This is a genomic window from Amycolatopsis sp. NPDC057786, from assembly GCF_042797905.1.
GTDB lineage: Bacteria > Actinomycetota > Actinomycetes > Mycobacteriales > Pseudonocardiaceae > Amycolatopsis.
Genome location: NZ_JBHVKW010000143.1, coordinates 1 through 17,049 on the forward strand (window position 1 = coordinate 1; position 17,049 = coordinate 17,049).

Genomic DNA, 17,049 nt, shown 5'->3' on the forward strand with positions numbered 1-17,049 from the left:
CCACCGAGGTCCTCGAACGCCTCGCCGACGCGCGTCTGCTCGTCCTCGACCGCGACAGTGTCGAGATTGCCCACGAAGCGTTGATCCGCGGCTGGCCCCGGCTGCGCGACTGGCTCGCGGAGGACCGCGAAGGACACCGTCTGCATCGTCAGCTCGCCGAAGCGACCGAGCTGTGGGAGTCGCTGGATCGCGACAAGGGCAGCCTGTACCGGGGCACGCGGCTGGGTCTCGCGGCCGAATGGGCGGAGCGGGAGCCGGAAGCGCTGAGCGCGCGCGAGCGGCAGTTCCTCCAGGCCGGGCTGGACGCCGAAGCCGAGGAGACCGCTGTCGGTCGCAAGCGGACGCGGAGGCTGCGAAGACTTGTGGCGCTCCTGGGCGTCCTGCTGCTCCTGGCGGGCGTCGCCGTCGGATACGCCGTCGACGCCGGGCGGACCGCCACCGACCAGCGGAACGTGGCACTCGCGCGCAAGGCCGTCGTCGACGCGAAGGCGTTGCGGGACTCGAACCCGGCGCTGTCGACGCAGCTCAGCCTCGCCGCGTACCGGCTCGCTCCGATCCGGGAGACCCATGACGGCCTGCTCGCGTCCATGGCTGCGCCGTTCGCCACCCGGATCGTCTTCGATCCCGGCGATGTCACCGTCGCGTTGAGCGGGCAGCTCATGATCACCTCGGATTCCTACCGGGCGACGCAGGTGTGGTCGATCGCCGACTCGCGGCATCCGGCGCTCCTGGCGACGCTGCTCGGCTCGGAGGAGGTGCGCGGCCCGCTGGCGTTCAGCCGCGACGGGAGGGCGCTCGCGACCGCCACCCGGGACCACCGTGTCCGGCTGTGGGATCTGGCCGATCCGCGGAACCCGGTGCGGAAGGCGGACGTCACCGGGCATCGGAACACGTTGCTCTCCCTCGATTTCAGCCCGGACGGCCGCCGCATCGCCACGGGTTCCGTCGACCGCGCCGTCCTGCTCACCGACGTCGGCGACCTCGGCGCGCCGAAACCCCTCGGCGGCATCCCGGCTCCCGAACTCGAACGCGCCGTGTTCAATCCCGACGGCACGATGCTCGCGGTCACGAGCACGAACTGGACGGCGGAACTCTGGGACGTCACCGCACCGTCGGCGCCACGGCGGCGCTCTGTCCTTTCCGGACACAAGGACCTCCAGCTCACCCCGGCGTGGAGCCCGGACGGGCGGCGGCTGCTCCACCAGCTGGGACCGCACGGCGAAACTCTGGGACGTCGCCGATCCGGCGGCGCCGCGGCCGCTGTCGACGTTGACCACCCCGGCCGTGGTCTGGGCGGCCGGGTTCAGCCCGAGCGGCAGGCTGGTGGTGACCGCGGGGGACGACCAGTCCGTGCGGCTTTGGGACGTCACGGGTCCGGCGAAGGAACTGCCGCCGCTTTCGGGGCATACGAACGCCATCTGGTGGGCGGGCTTTTCCCCGGACGGCAAGACCATCGTGTCCGCCAGCGACGACCGGACGGTCCGGCTGCAGGACGTCGGCGAACTGGCGCTGGCTTCGAGCGCGGGCTGGAACGCCGGCACGTTCACCGAACAGGGGCGGATCCTCGTCACCGCGGGGGACGACGTACGGCTCTGGGCGATGGACGATCTCCGCGCCCCGCGCCAGCTCGCGAAACTCCCAGGCCCGGCCACCGTCACCGCCGTCGCGCTGAGCCCCGACCGGCGAAGCCTCGCGCTCGCGACGCACGACGGTGCCGGGGTGCCCGGGAGGTTCCTGCTCCAGCGCTGGGACATCGCCGATCCCGTGGCGCCGCGGCTGCTGGCGTCGACGGAGGTGAAACCCACGTACTCGCTCGCGTTCAGCCCCGACGGGAAGACCTTCGCCTCCGGCCACGACGACGGGCCGGTTCAGCTCTGGGACGTCGGCGATCCCCGGCGGTTCGCCGAGCCCCGGGTCCTCCCGGTCGGCGACGGCACCGTGTGGTCGCTCGCGTTCACCCCGGACGGGCGGACGCTCGTGGCGGCTCAAGGTCCGGACTCGTCCTCGGTGACCTTGTGGGACGTCACCGATCCCCGGCTGCCCGGGCTGGTGTCGACCCTGCGGCCCGACGCCGGAGCCGTGTTCAAGGCGGCCGTCAGCCCGGACGGCCGCACGGTCGCCGCGGGCAGCGGTGACCGGAACGTCTACCTGTGGGACATCGCGGATCGCGCGCGTCCCGTGCGGCTGGCGAAACTGGGCGGTAATCCCGAAGGCGTCGGGCATCTCGCGTTCGGCCCGTCCGGCCGGGAACTGGCGGCTTCGGCGTTCCGGACGGTGCGCGTCTGGGATGTCGCCGATCCGCGGAACCCGGTGGAGAAGGCGCAGCTCACCGGTTTCGCGGCGACAGTCAACTCGCTGGTGTACCGGGACGACGGGCATACGCTCGCGATCGGCAGCAGTGGTGTCCAGCTGTGGCAGACGAACCCGGACCGCGTGAGCGAGGAGATCTGTCGTCTGGCGACGCCGAGGATCACGAGGGAAGAGTGGGAGAGGTACTTCCCGGGGCTGGAGTACGCGCCGCCGTGCGGATGAGGGCTGCCCGCCCGGAAACTGTCCACAAAGGATGACCGGTCGGGTTTCGGTGCGCCTTGCCTCGAAGGTGTCGCGAAAGCCACTTTCGGGACATCACAGGTCGCGAAAGTGGCTTTCGCGACATGGGCTGGGCTCGGCTGGGCCTTCAGTGCCGTCCGGTCGGTCGCCGGCGCTGCCCGCCTTCGGTGACGTTGCGAAAGCCACTTTCGCAACGTTGGTGGTTGCGAAAGCCACTTTCGCAACATGCTGCCCCTGCCCTGAGGCTCGACAGAACGCTGTGCGGAAGCTGGGCAGATGGCCCGACGGGGCCGAAAAGTGAACGAAGGTAACTCCCTCCGTAATAAACATATAGCGCATAGGGGGACTTGCCACAAGACCCCGGTCATGCCTCAGACTCACTCGCCGTAGCCGAAACCGGGCGAAATGGGAGTCTGTGTCAACTCAGGGTCATGAAGAAGAGCTGCGGTCCGAACGCGAATACGTCGCCGGGCTTTACACGCGGCTGGACGCCGAACGCGCGCGGGTGAAGGGGGAGTTCCAGGCGGCGCTGGGCGGAACCGGCGGGACGGCCATGGAGCGCGACGTCGAGGTGCGCGCGCTGGCCAGGGAGTCGCGGCGGCTGGACGTCGTCGACAACGGTCTGTGCTTCGGCAGGCTGGACAGTCTCGCGGCGGAGACGTCGTACATCGGCCGCATCGGGCTCTTCGACGAGGAGAACGACTACGAACCGGTGCTGCTCGACTGGCGGGCGCCCGCCGCCCGCCCGTTCTACACCGCGACCGCCGCGACGCCGGAGAAGATGCGCCGCCGCCGTCAGTTCCACACGCACGGACGCGAACTGCTCGGCTTCACCGACGAGGTGTTCGGCCGTCCCGGCGGCGACGCGGAGGGCGACGCGGCGCTGCTCGCGGCCGTCAACGCGCCGCGCGGTGAGGGAATGCGCGACATCGTCGCGACCATCCAGTCCGAACAGGACGAGATCATCCGGCACGAGCACCCCGGCGTGCTGGTGATCGAGGGCGGGCCGGGCACCGGGAAGACCGTGGTGGCGCTGCACCGCGTCGCGTACCTGCTCTACACCCAGCGCGAGCGGATGGAACGCCACGGTGTGCTCGTGGTCGGGCCGAATCCGGCGTTCCTGCACCATATCGGCCGGGTCCTGCCGTCCTTGGGCGAGACCGACGTGGTGTTCATGACCACCGGGGATTTCGTGCCCGGCAAGCACGTCACCGCCGAGGACGGCCCGGAAGCCACCCGGCTCAAGGGTTCGCTGAAGATGCTGGACGTCCTCAAGGCCGCCGTCGCCGATCGCCAGCGGCTGCCGGAGGAGCCGGTGCTGATCGACCTCGCCGACGTCACCGTGCGGATCGACGCCGAGACCGCGGAATGGGCCAGGGACGAGGCGCGCAAGAGCGGTCTGCCGCACAACGAGGCGCGGAGGACGTTCACCGACATCGTCACGTACGTCCTGACCGAGCGGGCGATCGCGCGGATCGGCCGCGGCTGGCTCAGCCGGGACGACCGCGACGAATGGGAGCGACTGCGGAAGGACCTGCTCAAGGAACTGGCGGAGAGCGAGACGTTCACCACCGCGCTCGACGAACTCTGGCCGATCCTGACACCCGAAAGCCTGCTGGGCTCGCTTCTCTCGTCCCCGGAGCGGCTTCGCGCGGCGGGCGCCGACCAGGCGTTGTTGCGTGCCGACGGCGAAGCGTGGACGGTGTCGGACATGCCGCTGCTCGACGAACTCGTCGATCTGCTCGGTCGCGACAAGGCCGCGGACGAGGCGGCGGAGAAGGCGCTCGCGCGGGAGAAGAAGGCCGAGGCCGAGTACGCCGAGGGTGTGCTCGACACGATGAAGCTCGACCGCGAGGAGATGGACGAGGACGTCATGCTGTCGGCAGAGAACCTGCTCTTCGCCGACGAACTCGCCGACCGGTTCGTGGAGCACGACACCCGCAGCCTCGTCGAACGCGCCTCCGCCGACCGGGACTGGACGTACCGGCACGTCGTGGTCGACGAGGCGCAGGAACTGTCCGAAATGGACTGGCGGGTGCTGATGCGGCGCTGTCCCAACCGGTCCTTCACCGTGGTCGGCGATCTGGCGCAGCGTCGATCCGAGGCTGGGGCACGATCGTGGGACGCGATGCTGAAGCCGTACGTGCCGGGCCGCTGGGTCTACCGGTCGCTGACGGTGAACTACCGCACCCCGGCGGAGATCATGGCCGTCGCCGCGTCGGTGCTCGCCGAGTTCGCGCCCGAGGTCCGGGCGCCGGAATCGGTCCGGTCCAACGGGGTCCGGCCGTGGGCGCGGCAGGTCGACGCGGATTCGCTGGCGGGCGCCATCGAGGAGTTCGTCAAGGACGAAGCCGGGCGCGAAGGCACCAGCGTCGTGATCGGCCCGCCCTGGGTGCCGGGCACCGTGCCCGCGTCGGAGACGAAGGGGCTCGAGTTCGACGCCGTCCTCGTCGTGGACCCGGAGCGGATCCTCGCCGACGGCCCGCGCGGTGCCGCTGAGCTCTACGTCGCGCTCACGCGCGCTACGCAGCGGCTCGGCGTCCTGCACGAAGGCCCGCTCCCGGAGGCGCTGAAGGACGCTTTCCCCGCATGAGACGCGACGAAAGCGTCCTTCACCGCGTCGGATGCGGTGAAGGACGCTTTCAGCCCACTCAGCGCGTCGGGTCCTTGCCGTTCGGTTGCCGCGGACCCGGACCCGGCGACCACCAGCCGGGGACGACCTTCTCGCCGTGGACGATCGTCGGCGCGATCCCCTCGGTGAACGGTTCCACCTGCAGGAGCTGGCCCCAGGACTGGCTCGGCTGGCCGATCAGGTAGCTGGGCACCTCGGGTTCGGCCGCGACCTCTTCGAGCCAGCCGATCGGGCCGCCGTTGGTGCTGGACGCCCAGTTCGCCTCGTCGGCGACGGCGCCGGCGGTGATCCGGTAGTCGGGCATCTTCGAGATGCCGTCGTGCGAGGTCACCGGCTGCACGCACGGGTAGACGAACGACGCCGGCCAGTCGACGTACACCTGCTTGCCCGCGATCTTCTCGGTCAGCGTGGTGAACGTCGGCACACGCGGCGCGGACGCGGCGATCCAGCCGTCCTCGGTGAGGTCGTTGTCGACGATGTTGATCCGCACGGACGTCGTCTCTGCGGGAAGGTCGCGCAGGTTGATCCGGGTGTCGTTCCAGCCGTTGGTCCCGGCGCCCGGCGGCAGCACGAACTGGCTGCGGACGACCTTCACGCCTTCGCTGGTGTTGACGCCATAGTCGAGGCTCACCGACGTCGGCCGCCGGGCCGCGCCCGCGGTGGCGACCACGATCTGGCCGTCGGCGGGCTTCTCGGCGAGGGCGTACCAGTCGCTGCGCAGCCGTCCGGCCCGCGTTTCGGGGTCGAGGAAGCTGCTCCACATCGGGACTTCGTCGGGTTTGAACCCGTGCGGTGGCTCGGCCAGCGGGTCCTTGTCGTCGATCGCACGGGTGTGGAAACCGGTCTGCACGCGGCCGTTGTCCTGCTCCGGATCGGGCAGCGGCGGCGGAGTCTGCCCGGCGGGCGGCTCCTCCTTCTTCACCGGCACCGTCCGCTGTTCGGGCTGGGCGCGCAGGATGCTGGTCGCGGCGTCGCGTTCCACCATCACGTGGTCGGAGAGGTTGCAGCTCTTGCCGAACAGGTGCCCGAAGTTCGCGGCGCCGAGGCTGTAGGAGCCCGACTGGTTGTGGATCGCCCACGCCATGCTGACGAACTCACCCGTGGCCATCAGACCGCAGACCACCACCAGCGAGAGCGAACCGAGCCGCAGTGACCGGCTCCGCCCCTCCTGTGGTCCCGCCTGGAGACCGGGCCGGTGCGCGCGGACGTTCTCCACGAACGCGTACACCCCGGAGATCGCGGCCGCGATCAGCAGGATCGTCGACAGTGGGATCCCGCCGATCGACGGCGCCACGGCGGTCCACTGCACACCGAGTTTCGAGACGAACCAGTACGAGTTGGGCCCGGTCGCGGCCAGCGCGCCGACCACGAGCAGCCCGGCGAGGAACGCGGCGCGGTTGCGCCTGGACCTCAGCACCGTCGAACTGGTCGCCAGCGCCGTCAACGCCGCCATGGCCGCGCCGACCGCGGCGAACGCGCCGAAGTGGTGCGTCCACTTGGTCGGGGTCAGCGCCAGCAGCAGGAAGAACAGCGCGACCGTGCCGATCAGGCGGCGGCTGGGGCCGAGCGCGGCGCCGGGGATCCGGCCGCGGCGCAGCAGCACCACCAGGCAGGTCCCGGTGCACAGCAGCACCAGCAGCACGGGGAACCGGCGTGGCACGGAGCCGTCCGGCAGGCTTTCGAAGAGCAGCTGGTAGCGCGCGAGTTCCTGGAACCAGGACAGGTTCGGGCCGACCAGGGTGCGGATCCGGGTCGCCTCCTGCACGGTGGCGAAGGTCTGGTCGGCGAACACCACGACCAGCACCAGCAGCCCGGCGGCCAGCACCGGCGCGAGCACCGGGAGCCAGCCGTTCTCGGCGCGCTGGCGGACCAGTTTGTACAGCGGGCGCGCGGCGACCAGGAACGGCGCGACCGCGATCAGCCCGGTCGGCGTCGCGGCCAGGGTGAACCCGGCCGCGGTCAGCCCGAGGCACAGCGGCAGCAGACGGCGGGTCACCAGTGCGCGTTCGACGGCGCAGATCGCCAGCAGCGAGCCCAGCGCGGCGACCGGTTCCGGCCGGACACCGTTGTTGAACGGCATCCACCAGACCAGGAAGACCGCGGCGGCGGCCCAGCCGGCGGCGCGGCTCGTGCGGACCTGCGTGCCAAGGCGCGGCATGACCTCGCGGCTGATCAGCAGCCAGCTCAGCACGCCGAGCAGGAACGACGGGAGCCGGATCCACGGCGGCACCGTGCTGACGTGCGCCATCAGCTGGTACACGTGGTAGAACCAGCCGAACGGGGCCTCGGCGACCCCGAACCACCGGTGGTAGTTCGTCAGGTAGCCGGTCTCTTCGGCCACTCTCGACATCGTGAGGATGTAGCCGTCGTCCGAGGTGACCGGGCCGATGAAGACCCAAGCACCGAGCGCGACGATCACCGTCGCGTCTCGGGCGGTCAGCCGCCACCAGCCGACCGGCGCCCAGCGCGGCGCGCGGCGGGCGAAGCCGGAGTCCATCCGCCACACCGCGATCAGGCAGCCGATGAACGACAGTGCCGCGATGACGCCGATGATCCACTTCCACACGGTCGGCGAGGTCTGGTAGCGGGTGTCCGGGACGACCGAGACGTGCAGGCCGGCGATCGGGTCCTTGCCCGCGTTGATCGACGAGTAGATCCCGACCAGGCGCGGCCGGACGTCGCCCTCGGCGTGGAACACCACGGTCTCGGCGACGGTCACCGTCATCTGGTTCGCGTCCGCACGGAGCTTGACGTCGCAGTTCTGTTCCGGGAGGGGCTGCTGCACGATCTGCTGACCCTGGCTGGAGGCGAGCAGCACGCCGTTGTCGATCCGCAGCTGCAGGCCGACGCCCTTGCCCGCGCGCGGGTCGGTGCGGCCGTCGGGCACGGTGGAGAACAAGAGCGCCTGGCCCTGCGAGCGCGCGTCGAGCGACCGGACGGTCGTGCACGGCAGGTCGACGCGCAGGTCCTGTGCCCAGTACCCGGTCAAGGGCGCGTTGACGGAGCGGGTGTCGCCGCCCGTTGGCCAGACGACCTCCGCTGTGTCCTGCACCACCGGCAGGAAGGGGAAAGCCAATGCGCACAAGGCGGACAGCAACCCCAGCGTGACAGCGATCAGACGCATCGGCGCAACGCTAACGGGTCTGGTCCGAACGGCTTACGCAGGGCTGCCCTTCGCCGTGCCGCTCAACCAGGTTAGAGCGTCCTGAACTGTCGTTACGCTTGCCGTTTCCGGCCGCTCGGGCCGGCGGACGACGACCACCGGGAGGCCGAGCCCGCGGGCCGCCGTGAGCTTCGCCGCGGTCATCTCGCCGCCGCTGTCCTTGGTGACGACGACCTCGACGCAGTGCCGCGTCATGAGCGCGCGTTCCTTCTCCACCGTGTACGGCCCGCGGTCCAGCAGGACTTCGTGACGGCGGGGGAGCGGCGGCTCGGGCGGGTCGACGCAGCGGATCAGGAACCAGAGTTCCAGTCCGGCGAAGGCGGCGAGCCCTTGACGTCCGCTGGTCAGGAACACGCGTTCGCCGAGTGCCGGGAGCAGCCTCGCGGCGTGGTCGAGGTCGTCGGCCCAGTGCCAGGTGTCGCCGGGCTGTTCGGTCCAGCCGGGCCGGGCGAGCCTGAGCAACGGCGTGCCCGTTTCCCGCGTGGCGATGGCCGCGTTCGAGCCGATGCGTTCGGCGAAGGGATGCGTGGCGTCGATCACCGCGTCGACGTCGTTCTCGGTCAGCCAGCGCGCGAGGCCAGCCGGGCCGCCGAAGCCGCCGACGCGGACTTCGCCCTCAGGCAGCTTCGGCCGCGCGACGCGGCCCGCGAGTGAGGACACGACGTGCTCGCCGTGCGCCACCAGTTCCTTCGCGAGCTCGCGTGCTTCGCCGGTGCCGCCCAGGATCAGCAGCTTCATCGCGTCACGGCCGCGCGCCACCGTTCCAGCGTGCGCAGGTTCGCGAGCGTCTCCGCCCAGGTGAGTTCGGGTGCTTGCCGGTCTTCGAGGTGCGCGGCGACGTGGTCGGCCTCGCGAGCAAAGAGGCCTTGAGTCGCTTCGACCTCGATCACCTCGGGCTCGCCGCCCTCCGGCGTGAGGACGATCTGCGACGCCTTCGGCTTGCGCATTTCGTGGATCCACGCCGGTTTCGGCACGTACAGCTGCCCTTCCGAGCCGTACACGCGGATGTGGTCGTCCTGCGTGAGCTGGAAGCCGCAGGCCAGCTGCGCGAGGATCCCGCCGGGCAGCCGCAGGAGCCCGAACGCGACCTCGTCGACGCCGTTCTCGTCGAGCCTCGCCATCCCGAGCACCTCTTCGGGCTCGACGACGTCCTGTCCGGTCGCCGCCTGCGAGACCAGCCGCGCGAGTGACGTGCAGTAACAGCCGACGTCGAAGATCCCGCCGCCGCCCAGCGCGGGATCGGTGAGCCGGGGGACGGCGAAGTTGTAGCTGAAGGCGACGTCCACCGCGCGGACCTCGCCGATGGCGCCGCAGGAGATCAGCTCGGCCAGCCGCCGGATCTGCGGGTGCAGCCGGTACATGAACGCCTCCATGAGGAAGACGTCGTTGGCGCGGGCCGCCTCGATGACCTTCTCCGCTTCGGTGACTGACATCGTCAGCGGCTTCTCGCACAGGATGTGCTTGCCCGCTTCGGCCGCGCGGATCGCCCATTCGCCGTGCAGCGGATGCGGCGTCGAGATGTAGACCGCGTCGACGTCCGGATCGGCGAGCAGGTCTTCGTAGGCGCCATAGCATTTCGGGATCTCGAAGCGGCTCGCGAACTCGGCCGCCCGGTCACCCGATCGCGCGGCGACGGCTTCCAGGACACCGTGCTTGCTCTCTTCGACACCCGCCGCGAACTCGGCGGCGATGGTCCCGGCGGCCAGCAGGCCCCAGCGAAGGTTCTTCACAGTGACTCCGGTTGGTTGGCGCGATCACGGGTGGCCGAGTACAGGAAGCTGTCGGGAAATCCTTCCGCGGCAAGGACTTTCCCGACGAAGATCATCGCGGCACGGCTGATCCCGGCCTCGCGGGACTGTGCGGCGATGGTGCCGAGCGTCCCGCGTAACACCTGCTCACCGGGCTGGCTCGCCAGCGCCACCACCGCCGCCGGGCAGTCGTCGGTGTAGAACGGCCGCAGTTCGTCGACTACTTGCTCGATGCGGTTGATCGCGAGATGCAGCGCGAGGGTGGTGCCGGTGCGCGCGAAGTTCGCCAGCGTTTCCCCCGGTGGCATGGCCGTGGATCGGGCCTGCGCGCGCGTGATGACCAGGCTCTGGCCGACCTCGGGCACGGTCAGTTCGCGCTTGAGCAACGCGGCCGCGGCGGCGAACGCGGGCACACCCGGCGTGACGTCGTAGGGAACGCCTGCCGCGTCGAGGCGGCGCATCTGCTCGGCGACCGCGCTGTAGATCGACGGATCGCCGGAACAGAGCCGCGCGATCTCGTGGCCCTTCTCGTGCGCCTCGACCATGCGCTCGACGATCGCGGGCAGGTCGAGGTTCGCGGTGTCGACGAGCACCGCGTCGTCCGGGCAGTACTCCAAGAGCGCTGTGGGCGTCATGCTGCCGGGGTACAGGCAGGTTTCGCAGCGGCCGAGCAGGTCACGGCCCCGCACGGTGATGAGGTCGGCCGCGCCGGGACCCGCGCCGATGAAATGGACTGTCACGCTTTGCTCCATTGTGTGACGACCCGCGCCGGGGTCCAGCCGGTGAATCCGCCCAGCGGCGCGGCCTGTTCGACGGCGACGCGGATCAACTCGCCGCCGTGTTCGCCGTACGCGCGGGCCAGGGCCTGTTCGGATTCGAGGGTCACGCCGTGCGCGACGATCCGCGCGCCGGTCGCCAGGCAGGCGTCCAGGACGCCGGGCACGGTCAGCCCGCCGCCGATGAAGATCGCGTGCGGCTTGCTCAGCCCTTCGAGTGCTTCCGGCGCCGCGCCGATCACCACGTCGAGTTCCGGGACACCGAGCGCGTCCGCGTTCCGGGTGATGCGCGCGGCTCGCTCGGGCGACCGCTCGATCGCGATCGCCCGGTTCAGGGGATGCACGCGGGACCACTCGATCCCGACGCTGCCCGCGCCGGCGCCGACGTCCCACAGCAGTTCGCCGGGCGTCGGCGCGAGCCTGGCCAGCGCGGACGCGCGGAGGTCGCGTTTGGTGAGCTGGCCGTCGTGCTCGAAGGCGTCGTCGGGAAGGCCGGTCAGCGGCAGCGCGGGTCCGTCGGCCTCGATCGCGAACACGGTCAGCGTGCCGGGGCCGACACGCTCTTCCGGGCCGCCGAGGTCGGAGAGCGCGGTGACGCGGCTTTTGCCGTAACCGCGGGCTTTGAGCAGGTCAAGGAGGTCTTCGGCGTTCGCGCCGAGGACGAGGATCTTCCGGCCGGGGGCGAGTACGCGGTTCACCCGGCTGATCGCGCGGCCGACGACAGTGACCACTTCGGTCTCCTCCGCCGACCAGCCGAGCTTCGCGCGGGCGAGCGTCACCGAGGAGAGCGCGGGCAGGACCTCGACGTCGTAACCGCGCTGGATCAGCGTCGTGCCGATGCCGGACAGCAGGGGATCACCGCTGGCCAGCACGCAGACGCGGCCTTCCCGCTCCGCGAGGAAGGCGTCCAGGCCGGGAAGGAGCGGGCTCGGCCAGGGTTCGCTTTTCATCCCGGCGGGCAGGTACGCGAGCTGCCGCGGCGAGCCCACGACCACGTCGGCGCCGAGCAGTGCTTCCTTGGCCCACTCGGACAGGCCGGGCCAGCCGTCGGCCCCGATCCCGACGACCGTCAGGGGTGATTTTTCGCGCACCTCGGTCACGTTAGATGACGGAATTCCTATGCGATGATCGGCCGGAGGTCGTCGACGACAGGAGAGCTGTGAAGCCGTACCCGTTCACCGCCGTTGTGGGGATGCCGGATCTGCGCCTGGCGCTGGTGCTCTCCTCGATCTCGCCCGCCGTCGGCGGGGTGCTGGTGCGCGGGGAGAAGGGCACGGCGAAGTCGACGATGGTGCGCGCGCTGGCCGGTCTGCTGCCCGGCGTCGACGTGGTGGACGCGTGCCGGTTCTCCTGCGACCCCGTCGAGCCCGACCCGGCCTGTCCCGATGGCCCGCACGCCGAAGGTTCGCCCGCGCACCGCCGTCCCGCGCGGCTCGTGGAGCTGCCGGTCGGCGCGGCCGAAGACCGCGTGATCGGTTCGCTGAACCTGGAACGCGCGCTCGCGGACGGCGTCACCGATTTCCAGCCAGGGCTGCTCGCGGCCGCGCATCGCGGGCTGCTGTACGTGGACGAGGTCAACCTCCTGCACGACCACCTGGTCGACACGCTGCTCGACGCCGCCGCCATGGGGCGCGCGACCGTCGAACGCGAGGGTGTCTCGGTGTCGCACGCGGCCCGGTTCGTCCTGATCGGCACGATGAACCCCGAGGAAGGCGAACTGCGGCCGCAGCTGCTGGACCGCTTCGGGCTCACCGTCGAGGTCGCGTCGAGCCGGGATCCCGAACTGCGGGTCGAGGTCGTCCGCCGTCGGCTCGCCTACGAAGCGGATCCCGACGGTTTCGCCGGCCAGTACGCCGCGGCCGACGCCGAACTCGCCGCGGACATCGAGGCGGCGCAACGACTTCTGCCTTCGGTCAAACTGCCGGACGACGCGCTGCGGCAGATCGCGGAGGTCTGCGCGTCCTTCGAGGTCGACGGGATGCGCGCGGATATCGTGACCGCGCGGACCGCGGTCGCGCACGCCGCCTGGGCCGGGCGCACCGAGGTGACCACCGACGACGTCCGGGTCGCCGCCCGGCTCGCGCTGCCGCACCGCCGTCGCCGCAATCCCTTCGACGCGCCCGGGATCTCCGAGGAGCAGCTGGAACAGGCGCTCCAGGACGCCGAGCCGGAAGGTCCTGGTCCCGACGACGATGGTCCCGGTTCGGGGGCCCCGCCGGAGGGTGGCGAAACCTCGGGCCCGCCGCCGTCGGAAGGCGGCCAAGAGCCGTCGGGTGGCGGCCAAGGCGGTGACCAGAAGCCGGTCGGCGCCGGGGAAGCCTTTCGTGCCAGGCGTTTCGAGGTGAAGGGCACCGGCGAGGGTGCCGCCGGACAGCGGTCGAGGGCGATCACCGACAACGGGCGGACCATCGGCGTCCAGCCCGCCGGGACCAAGGACGGGCATCCGCATCTGCTCGCGACCGTGCGCGCGGCCGCGCCGCATCAGCGGTCCCGCGGCCGCAGCGGCGCCGGGCTCGTGGTGCGGCCCCAGGATCTCCGGTTCGCGCGGCGGGAAGGACGCGAGGGCAACCTGGTGCTGTTCTGCGTCGACGCGTCCGGCTCGATGGGCGCGCGGCAGCGGATGCGCGAGGTCAAGACCGCCGTGCTGTCGCTGCTGCTCGACGCCTACCAGCGTCGCGACAAGGTGGGCCTGGTGACCTTCCGTGCTTCCGGCGCCGAACTCGCGCTCCCACCGACGATCAGCGTGGACGCCGCCGCGTCCCGTTTGGACGGTCTGGCGACCGGTGGCCGCACGCCGCTGGCCGAAGGACTCCTTGAGGCCGCGCGGGTTCTGCGCATCGAAGCGGTTCGTGACCCGTTGCGGCGCCCGCTGCTCGTGGTCGTCACCGACGGCCGCGCGACCAGTGGCGCCGACGCCGTCCAGCGCGCGAAACAGGCGGCCGGGCTGCTGGCCGGGAACGTGACCTCGATCGTGATGGACTGCGAGAGCGGGAAAATGCGGCTCGGGCTCGCCGCCGAATTGGCGGAACACCTTGGCGCGGAACATGTCCCGGTCGCCGAAGTCGCCGCGGACACCCTCGCGGGCGCCGTCCGCACGCGTATCTCGGGAAGGGCGGCGTAATGCCACAGGGCAAACCGGAAACCGTGCCGAACGACGGCCTCACCACCCGCCAGCGTCGCAACCGTCCGCTGCTCGCCGTGCACACCGGCGAGATGAAGGGCAAGTCCACGGCCGCGTTCGGGATGGCGCTGCGCGCCTGGAACCAGGGCTGGTCGATCGGCGTGTTCCAGTTCGTCAAATCGGCGAAGTGGCGCGTCGGCGAGGAAGCCGCGTTCCGTGCCCTCGGCAAGCTGCACGACGACACCGGACAGGGTGGCGCGGTCGAGTGGCACAAGATGGGCGAAGGCTGGAGCTGGGCGCGCAAGTCCGGCTCCGAAGAGGACCACGCCGAGAACGCCCGTGAGGGCTGGGCCGAGATCAAACGCCGTCTCGCCGCCGAGACCCACGACTTCTACGTGCTCGACGAATTCAGTTACCTGCTCAAATGGGGCTGGCTCGAAGTGGACGACGTAGTCTCGACGCTGACATCGCGCCCCGGGCACCAGCACGTGGTGATCACCGGCCGGTACGCGCCGCCGGAGCTGATCGAGGCGGCGGACCTGGTCACCGAGATGACGAAGGTGAAGCATCCGATGGACGCCGGGCAAAAGGGCCAGCGAGGCATCGAATGGTGAATCGCGTGGTCATCGCCGCGCCCGGTTCGGGGCACGGCAAGACCACGGTCGCCGCGGGCCTGATGGCGGCGTTGCGGGCGCGGGGGCTGAAGGTCTCCGGGCACAAGGTCGGCCCCGACTTCATCGACCCGAGCTACCACGCCCTCGCCACCGGGCGGCCCCCGCGCAACCTCGACCCGTTCCTCCAGGGCGAGGATCGGCTGATCCCGTTGCTGCGGCACGGTTCCGCCGGTGCCGACATCGCGGTCATCGAAGGCGTGATGGGCCTGTTCGACGGTGCGCTGGGCACCGAAGGGTACGCGTCGACGGCGCATGTGGCGCGGCTGCTGGACGCGCCGGTCGTGCTGGTCGTCGACGCCTCGGCCGCGTCGCGCAGTGTCGCCGCGACCGTGCTCGGGTTCGCGCAGTACGACACGCGCGTCCGGCTCGCCGGCGTCATCCTGAACAAGCTGGGCTCGCAACGGCACGCGGACGAGATCGTCACGGCGCTGGAAGCGACCGGCGTCCCGCTGCTGGGAACGTTGTACCGCAACGAAGAGATCCACGCGCCCAGCCGTCACCTCGGCCTGGTCCCGGCGGCGGAGCGGGCAAGCGAGTCGGAACGGCTGCTGCCGGAGCTGGCGGGATGGATCAGCGAGGGGGTGGACCTCGGCGCGATCGTGCAGGTCGCCCGATCGGCTTCGCGGCTTTCGGGGGAGCCTTGGCGACCTCCCTTCTCGCATGACGGACGCCGTTCGGTGGTCGCCGCGGCGGCCGGTCCAGCGTTCACCTTCCGCTACACCGAGGCCGTCGAGCTGCTCGCGGCCGCCGGTGTGGACGTCGTCGACGTGGATCCTTTGCAGGACAAGGAACTTCCCGAAGGCTGCGCGGGGCTGTACTTCGGCGGTGGCTTCCCCGAGGTCCACGCGGAAGAGCTGTCGGCGAACGCCCCGCTGCGGACCGCGGTCGCGCGGGCGGTCGGTGACGGAATGCCCGTCGTGGCGGAGTGCGCCGGACTGCTGTACCTGTGCCAGGACATCGACGGGACACCGATGACCGGCGTCCTCGACGCCTCGGCCACCATGACGAAACGCGGGAAACTCGGCTACCGCAAGGCTTTCTCGCCCGCAGACAGCGTGCTCGCGGTCGCGGGTCAACGCGTCACCGGGCACGAATTCCACCGCACGATCATCGAACCCGGCAGCGGCCCGACCCCGGCGTGGGGCTGGGATCGCACGCCCGACGGTTTCGCCTCGGCGTCACTGCACGCCTCGTACCTGCACGTCCATTGGGCGGGCTACCCCGAACTCGCCGAACGGTTCGCCGCCGCGGTGCACGCCCATGGCTGATTACGACCTCTGGCATCACGGCGATCGCGAGGTCGGCGAAGGTCTCGTCGACCTCGCGGTCAACGTCCGTCTCCCGGTGCCGCCGGCGTGGCTGCGCGCCGAACTGGCGGCGGCCCTGGACGATCTCGCCGCCTATCCGGACGTCACCGCCGCCACGGCCGCGGTCGCTTCCCGGCATTCGCTGCCCGAGTCCCAAGTCTTGGTGACCTCCGGCGCGGCGGAGGCCTTCACGTTGCTGGCCACGGCTTTGCGGCCGTCGCACGCCGTCGTCGTGCATCCGCAGTTCACCGAACCGGAAGCCGCTCTGCGCGCGGCAGGCCATCCCGTGCACCGGGTGCTGTTGTCACCCGACGACGGCTTCCGGCTGGGCGGTGTCCCGGACGAAGCCGATCTGGTCTTCGTCGGCAACCCCACGAACCCGACGTCCGTGCTGCACCCGGCCGCGGACCTGCTCGCGCTGGGCCGCCCGGGTCGCCTGGTCGTCGTCGACGAGGCCTTCCTCGACGCCGTCCCCGGCGAGACCGAAAGTGTTGCGGGACAACCGGGTTTCGTCGTTCTCCGCAGCCTGACGAAGACGTGGGGGATCGCCGGCCTGCGCGCCGGATACGTGCTGGCTGACGAGTCCGTTGTGGACAGTCTGCGCGCGGTCCAGCCCCCGTGGTCGGTGTCGTCGCTCGCCGCCGTCGCAGTGGTGGCGTGCTGCCGTCCCGAGGCGCTGGAGGAAGCCGAAAAGCTGGCGGTGGCCGCGGAAGCGGACCGGGAGTACCTGGTTTCGGGCCTGACCACATTGGGTGTCGAGGTGCTGGGGGAGCCTCGGGGGCCTTTCGTGCTCGTCCGGCTGCCTGGCGCCGACGGGGTCCGGGAAAGGTTGCGGGAGCGCGGTTTCGCCGTCCGGCGGGGGGACACGTTCCCGGGGCTGGACGAGCGGTACCTGCGGATCGCGGTGCGGGACCGGGAGACGGTGGACGCGTTCCTGGCCGCACTCGCCGCGGTCGTCGTGAGTGGTAAGGACGGTTAGAACCGCTTGGGTTCTAGTGGTCGTCGCAGCATCTGATGTGGAGGTGTTGTGGTGGCTGGGATACGTCGTCGTTGGTTGCCGCGGGATGTTCGGGTGGCG

Annotated in this window: 11 protein-coding genes and 1 pseudogene; 7 read left to right on the forward strand and 5 right to left on the reverse strand. The window is 70.8% G+C overall.

Annotation, left to right across the window (positions count from 1 at the left end):
• Window positions 1-65: 65 nt before the first annotated feature.
• The 3 genes and pseudogenes from ACFVM3_RS39280 to helR all read left to right on the forward strand — a co-directional run.
• A pseudogene (locus ACFVM3_RS39280) lies at window positions 66-923 on the forward strand (WD40 repeat domain-containing protein); the annotation flags it as partial.
• A 346-nt stretch (window positions 924-1,269) separates the two neighbouring features.
• The gene (locus ACFVM3_RS39285; protein WP_378444893.1) at window positions 1,270-2,532 is read left to right on the forward strand and encodes a WD40 repeat domain-containing protein; all 1,263 of its coding nucleotides are present in this window, start codon (window positions 1,270-1,272) and stop codon (window positions 2,530-2,532) included.
• A gap of 433 nt (window positions 2,533-2,965) precedes the next feature.
• Complete coding sequence (gene helR / locus ACFVM3_RS39290; RefSeq protein WP_378444894.1) at window positions 2,966-5,143, forward strand: RNA polymerase recycling motor ATPase HelR; 2,178 nt, start codon at window positions 2,966-2,968, stop codon at window positions 5,141-5,143.
• Window positions 5,144-5,201: 58 nt separating this feature from the next.
• On the opposite strand, the gene ACFVM3_RS39295 is transcribed toward helR, so the two are convergent.
• Genes ACFVM3_RS39295 through cbiE form a run of 5 tightly spaced genes read right to left on the reverse strand, consistent with a single transcriptional unit; the run spans window position 5,202 to window position 11,969 of the window.
• Complete coding sequence (locus ACFVM3_RS39295) at window positions 5,202-8,306, reverse strand: arabinosyltransferase domain-containing protein (protein ID WP_378444895.1); 3,105 nt, start codon at window positions 8,304-8,306, stop codon at window positions 5,202-5,204.
• Between the two features lie 33 nt (window positions 8,307-8,339).
• Complete coding sequence (locus ACFVM3_RS39300) at window positions 8,340-9,083, reverse strand: cobalt-precorrin-6A reductase (protein ID WP_378444903.1); 744 nt, start codon at window positions 9,081-9,083, stop codon at window positions 8,340-8,342.
• Window positions 9,080-10,075 (reverse strand): Gfo/Idh/MocA family protein, encoded by a 996-nt coding sequence (locus tag ACFVM3_RS39305; protein ID WP_378444896.1) that lies wholly within the window; start codon window positions 10,073-10,075, stop codon window positions 9,080-9,082. The genes ACFVM3_RS39300 and ACFVM3_RS39305 overlap by 4 nt, the downstream gene beginning before the upstream one ends.
• Window positions 10,072-10,833, reverse strand: coding sequence for a precorrin-4 C(11)-methyltransferase (cobM, locus tag ACFVM3_RS39310; RefSeq protein ID WP_378444897.1), 762 nt, complete (start codon window positions 10,831-10,833; stop codon window positions 10,072-10,074). Before cobM ends, ACFVM3_RS39305 begins: the two co-directional genes overlap by 4 nt.
• Window positions 10,830-11,969, reverse strand: a complete 1,140-nt coding sequence (gene cbiE / locus ACFVM3_RS39315) for a precorrin-6y C5,15-methyltransferase (decarboxylating) subunit CbiE (RefSeq protein WP_378444898.1) — start codon at window positions 11,967-11,969, stop codon at window positions 10,830-10,832. Before cbiE ends, cobM begins: the two co-directional genes overlap by 4 nt.
• Window positions 11,970-12,028: 59 nt before the next feature.
• Here cbiE and ACFVM3_RS39320 point away from each other — a divergent pair, with 59 nt between their 5' ends.
• Genes ACFVM3_RS39320 through cobC form a run of 4 tightly spaced genes read left to right on the forward strand, consistent with a single transcriptional unit; the run spans window position 12,029 to window position 16,950 of the window.
• The gene (locus ACFVM3_RS39320) at window positions 12,029-13,990 is read left to right on the forward strand and encodes a putative cobaltochelatase (protein WP_378444899.1); all 1,962 of its coding nucleotides are present in this window, start codon (window positions 12,029-12,031) and stop codon (window positions 13,988-13,990) included.
• Window positions 13,990-14,604, forward strand: coding sequence for a cob(I)yrinic acid a,c-diamide adenosyltransferase (cobO, locus tag ACFVM3_RS39325; protein ID WP_378444900.1), 615 nt, complete (start codon window positions 13,990-13,992; stop codon window positions 14,602-14,604). The genes ACFVM3_RS39320 and cobO overlap by 1 nt, the downstream gene beginning before the upstream one ends.
• The gene (locus ACFVM3_RS39330) at window positions 14,598-15,932 is read left to right on the forward strand and encodes a cobyrinate a,c-diamide synthase (RefSeq protein WP_378444901.1); all 1,335 of its coding nucleotides are present in this window, start codon (window positions 14,598-14,600) and stop codon (window positions 15,930-15,932) included. Before cobO ends, ACFVM3_RS39330 begins: the two co-directional genes overlap by 7 nt.
• On the forward strand, window positions 15,925-16,950 hold the full coding sequence (gene cobC / locus ACFVM3_RS39335) for an Rv2231c family pyridoxal phosphate-dependent protein CobC (RefSeq protein WP_378444902.1): 1,026 nt from the start codon (window positions 15,925-15,927) through the stop codon (window positions 16,948-16,950). The genes ACFVM3_RS39330 and cobC overlap by 8 nt, the downstream gene beginning before the upstream one ends.
• The last annotated feature ends 99 nt before the right edge of the window (window positions 16,951-17,049 follow it).

Bases quoted from the DNA above. Each gene is read 5' to 3' on its own strand.
- ACFVM3_RS39295 (WP_378444895.1), bottom strand. From the start codon at position 8,306: ATGCGTCTGATCGCTGTCACGCTGGGGTTGCTGTCCGCCTTGTGCGCA.
- ACFVM3_RS39300 (WP_378444903.1), bottom strand. From the start codon at position 9,083: ATGAAGCTGCTGATCCTGGGCGGCACCGGCGAAGCACGCGAGCTCGCG.
- cobO (WP_378444900.1), top strand. From the start codon at position 13,990: ATGCCACAGGGCAAACCGGAAACCGTGCCGAACGACGGCCTCACCACC.
- ACFVM3_RS39330 (WP_378444901.1), top strand. From the start codon at position 14,598: ATGGTGAATCGCGTGGTCATCGCCGCGCCCGGTTCGGGGCACGGCAAG.
- cobC (WP_378444902.1), top strand. From the start codon at position 15,925: ATGGCTGATTACGACCTCTGGCATCACGGCGATCGCGAGGTCGGCGAA.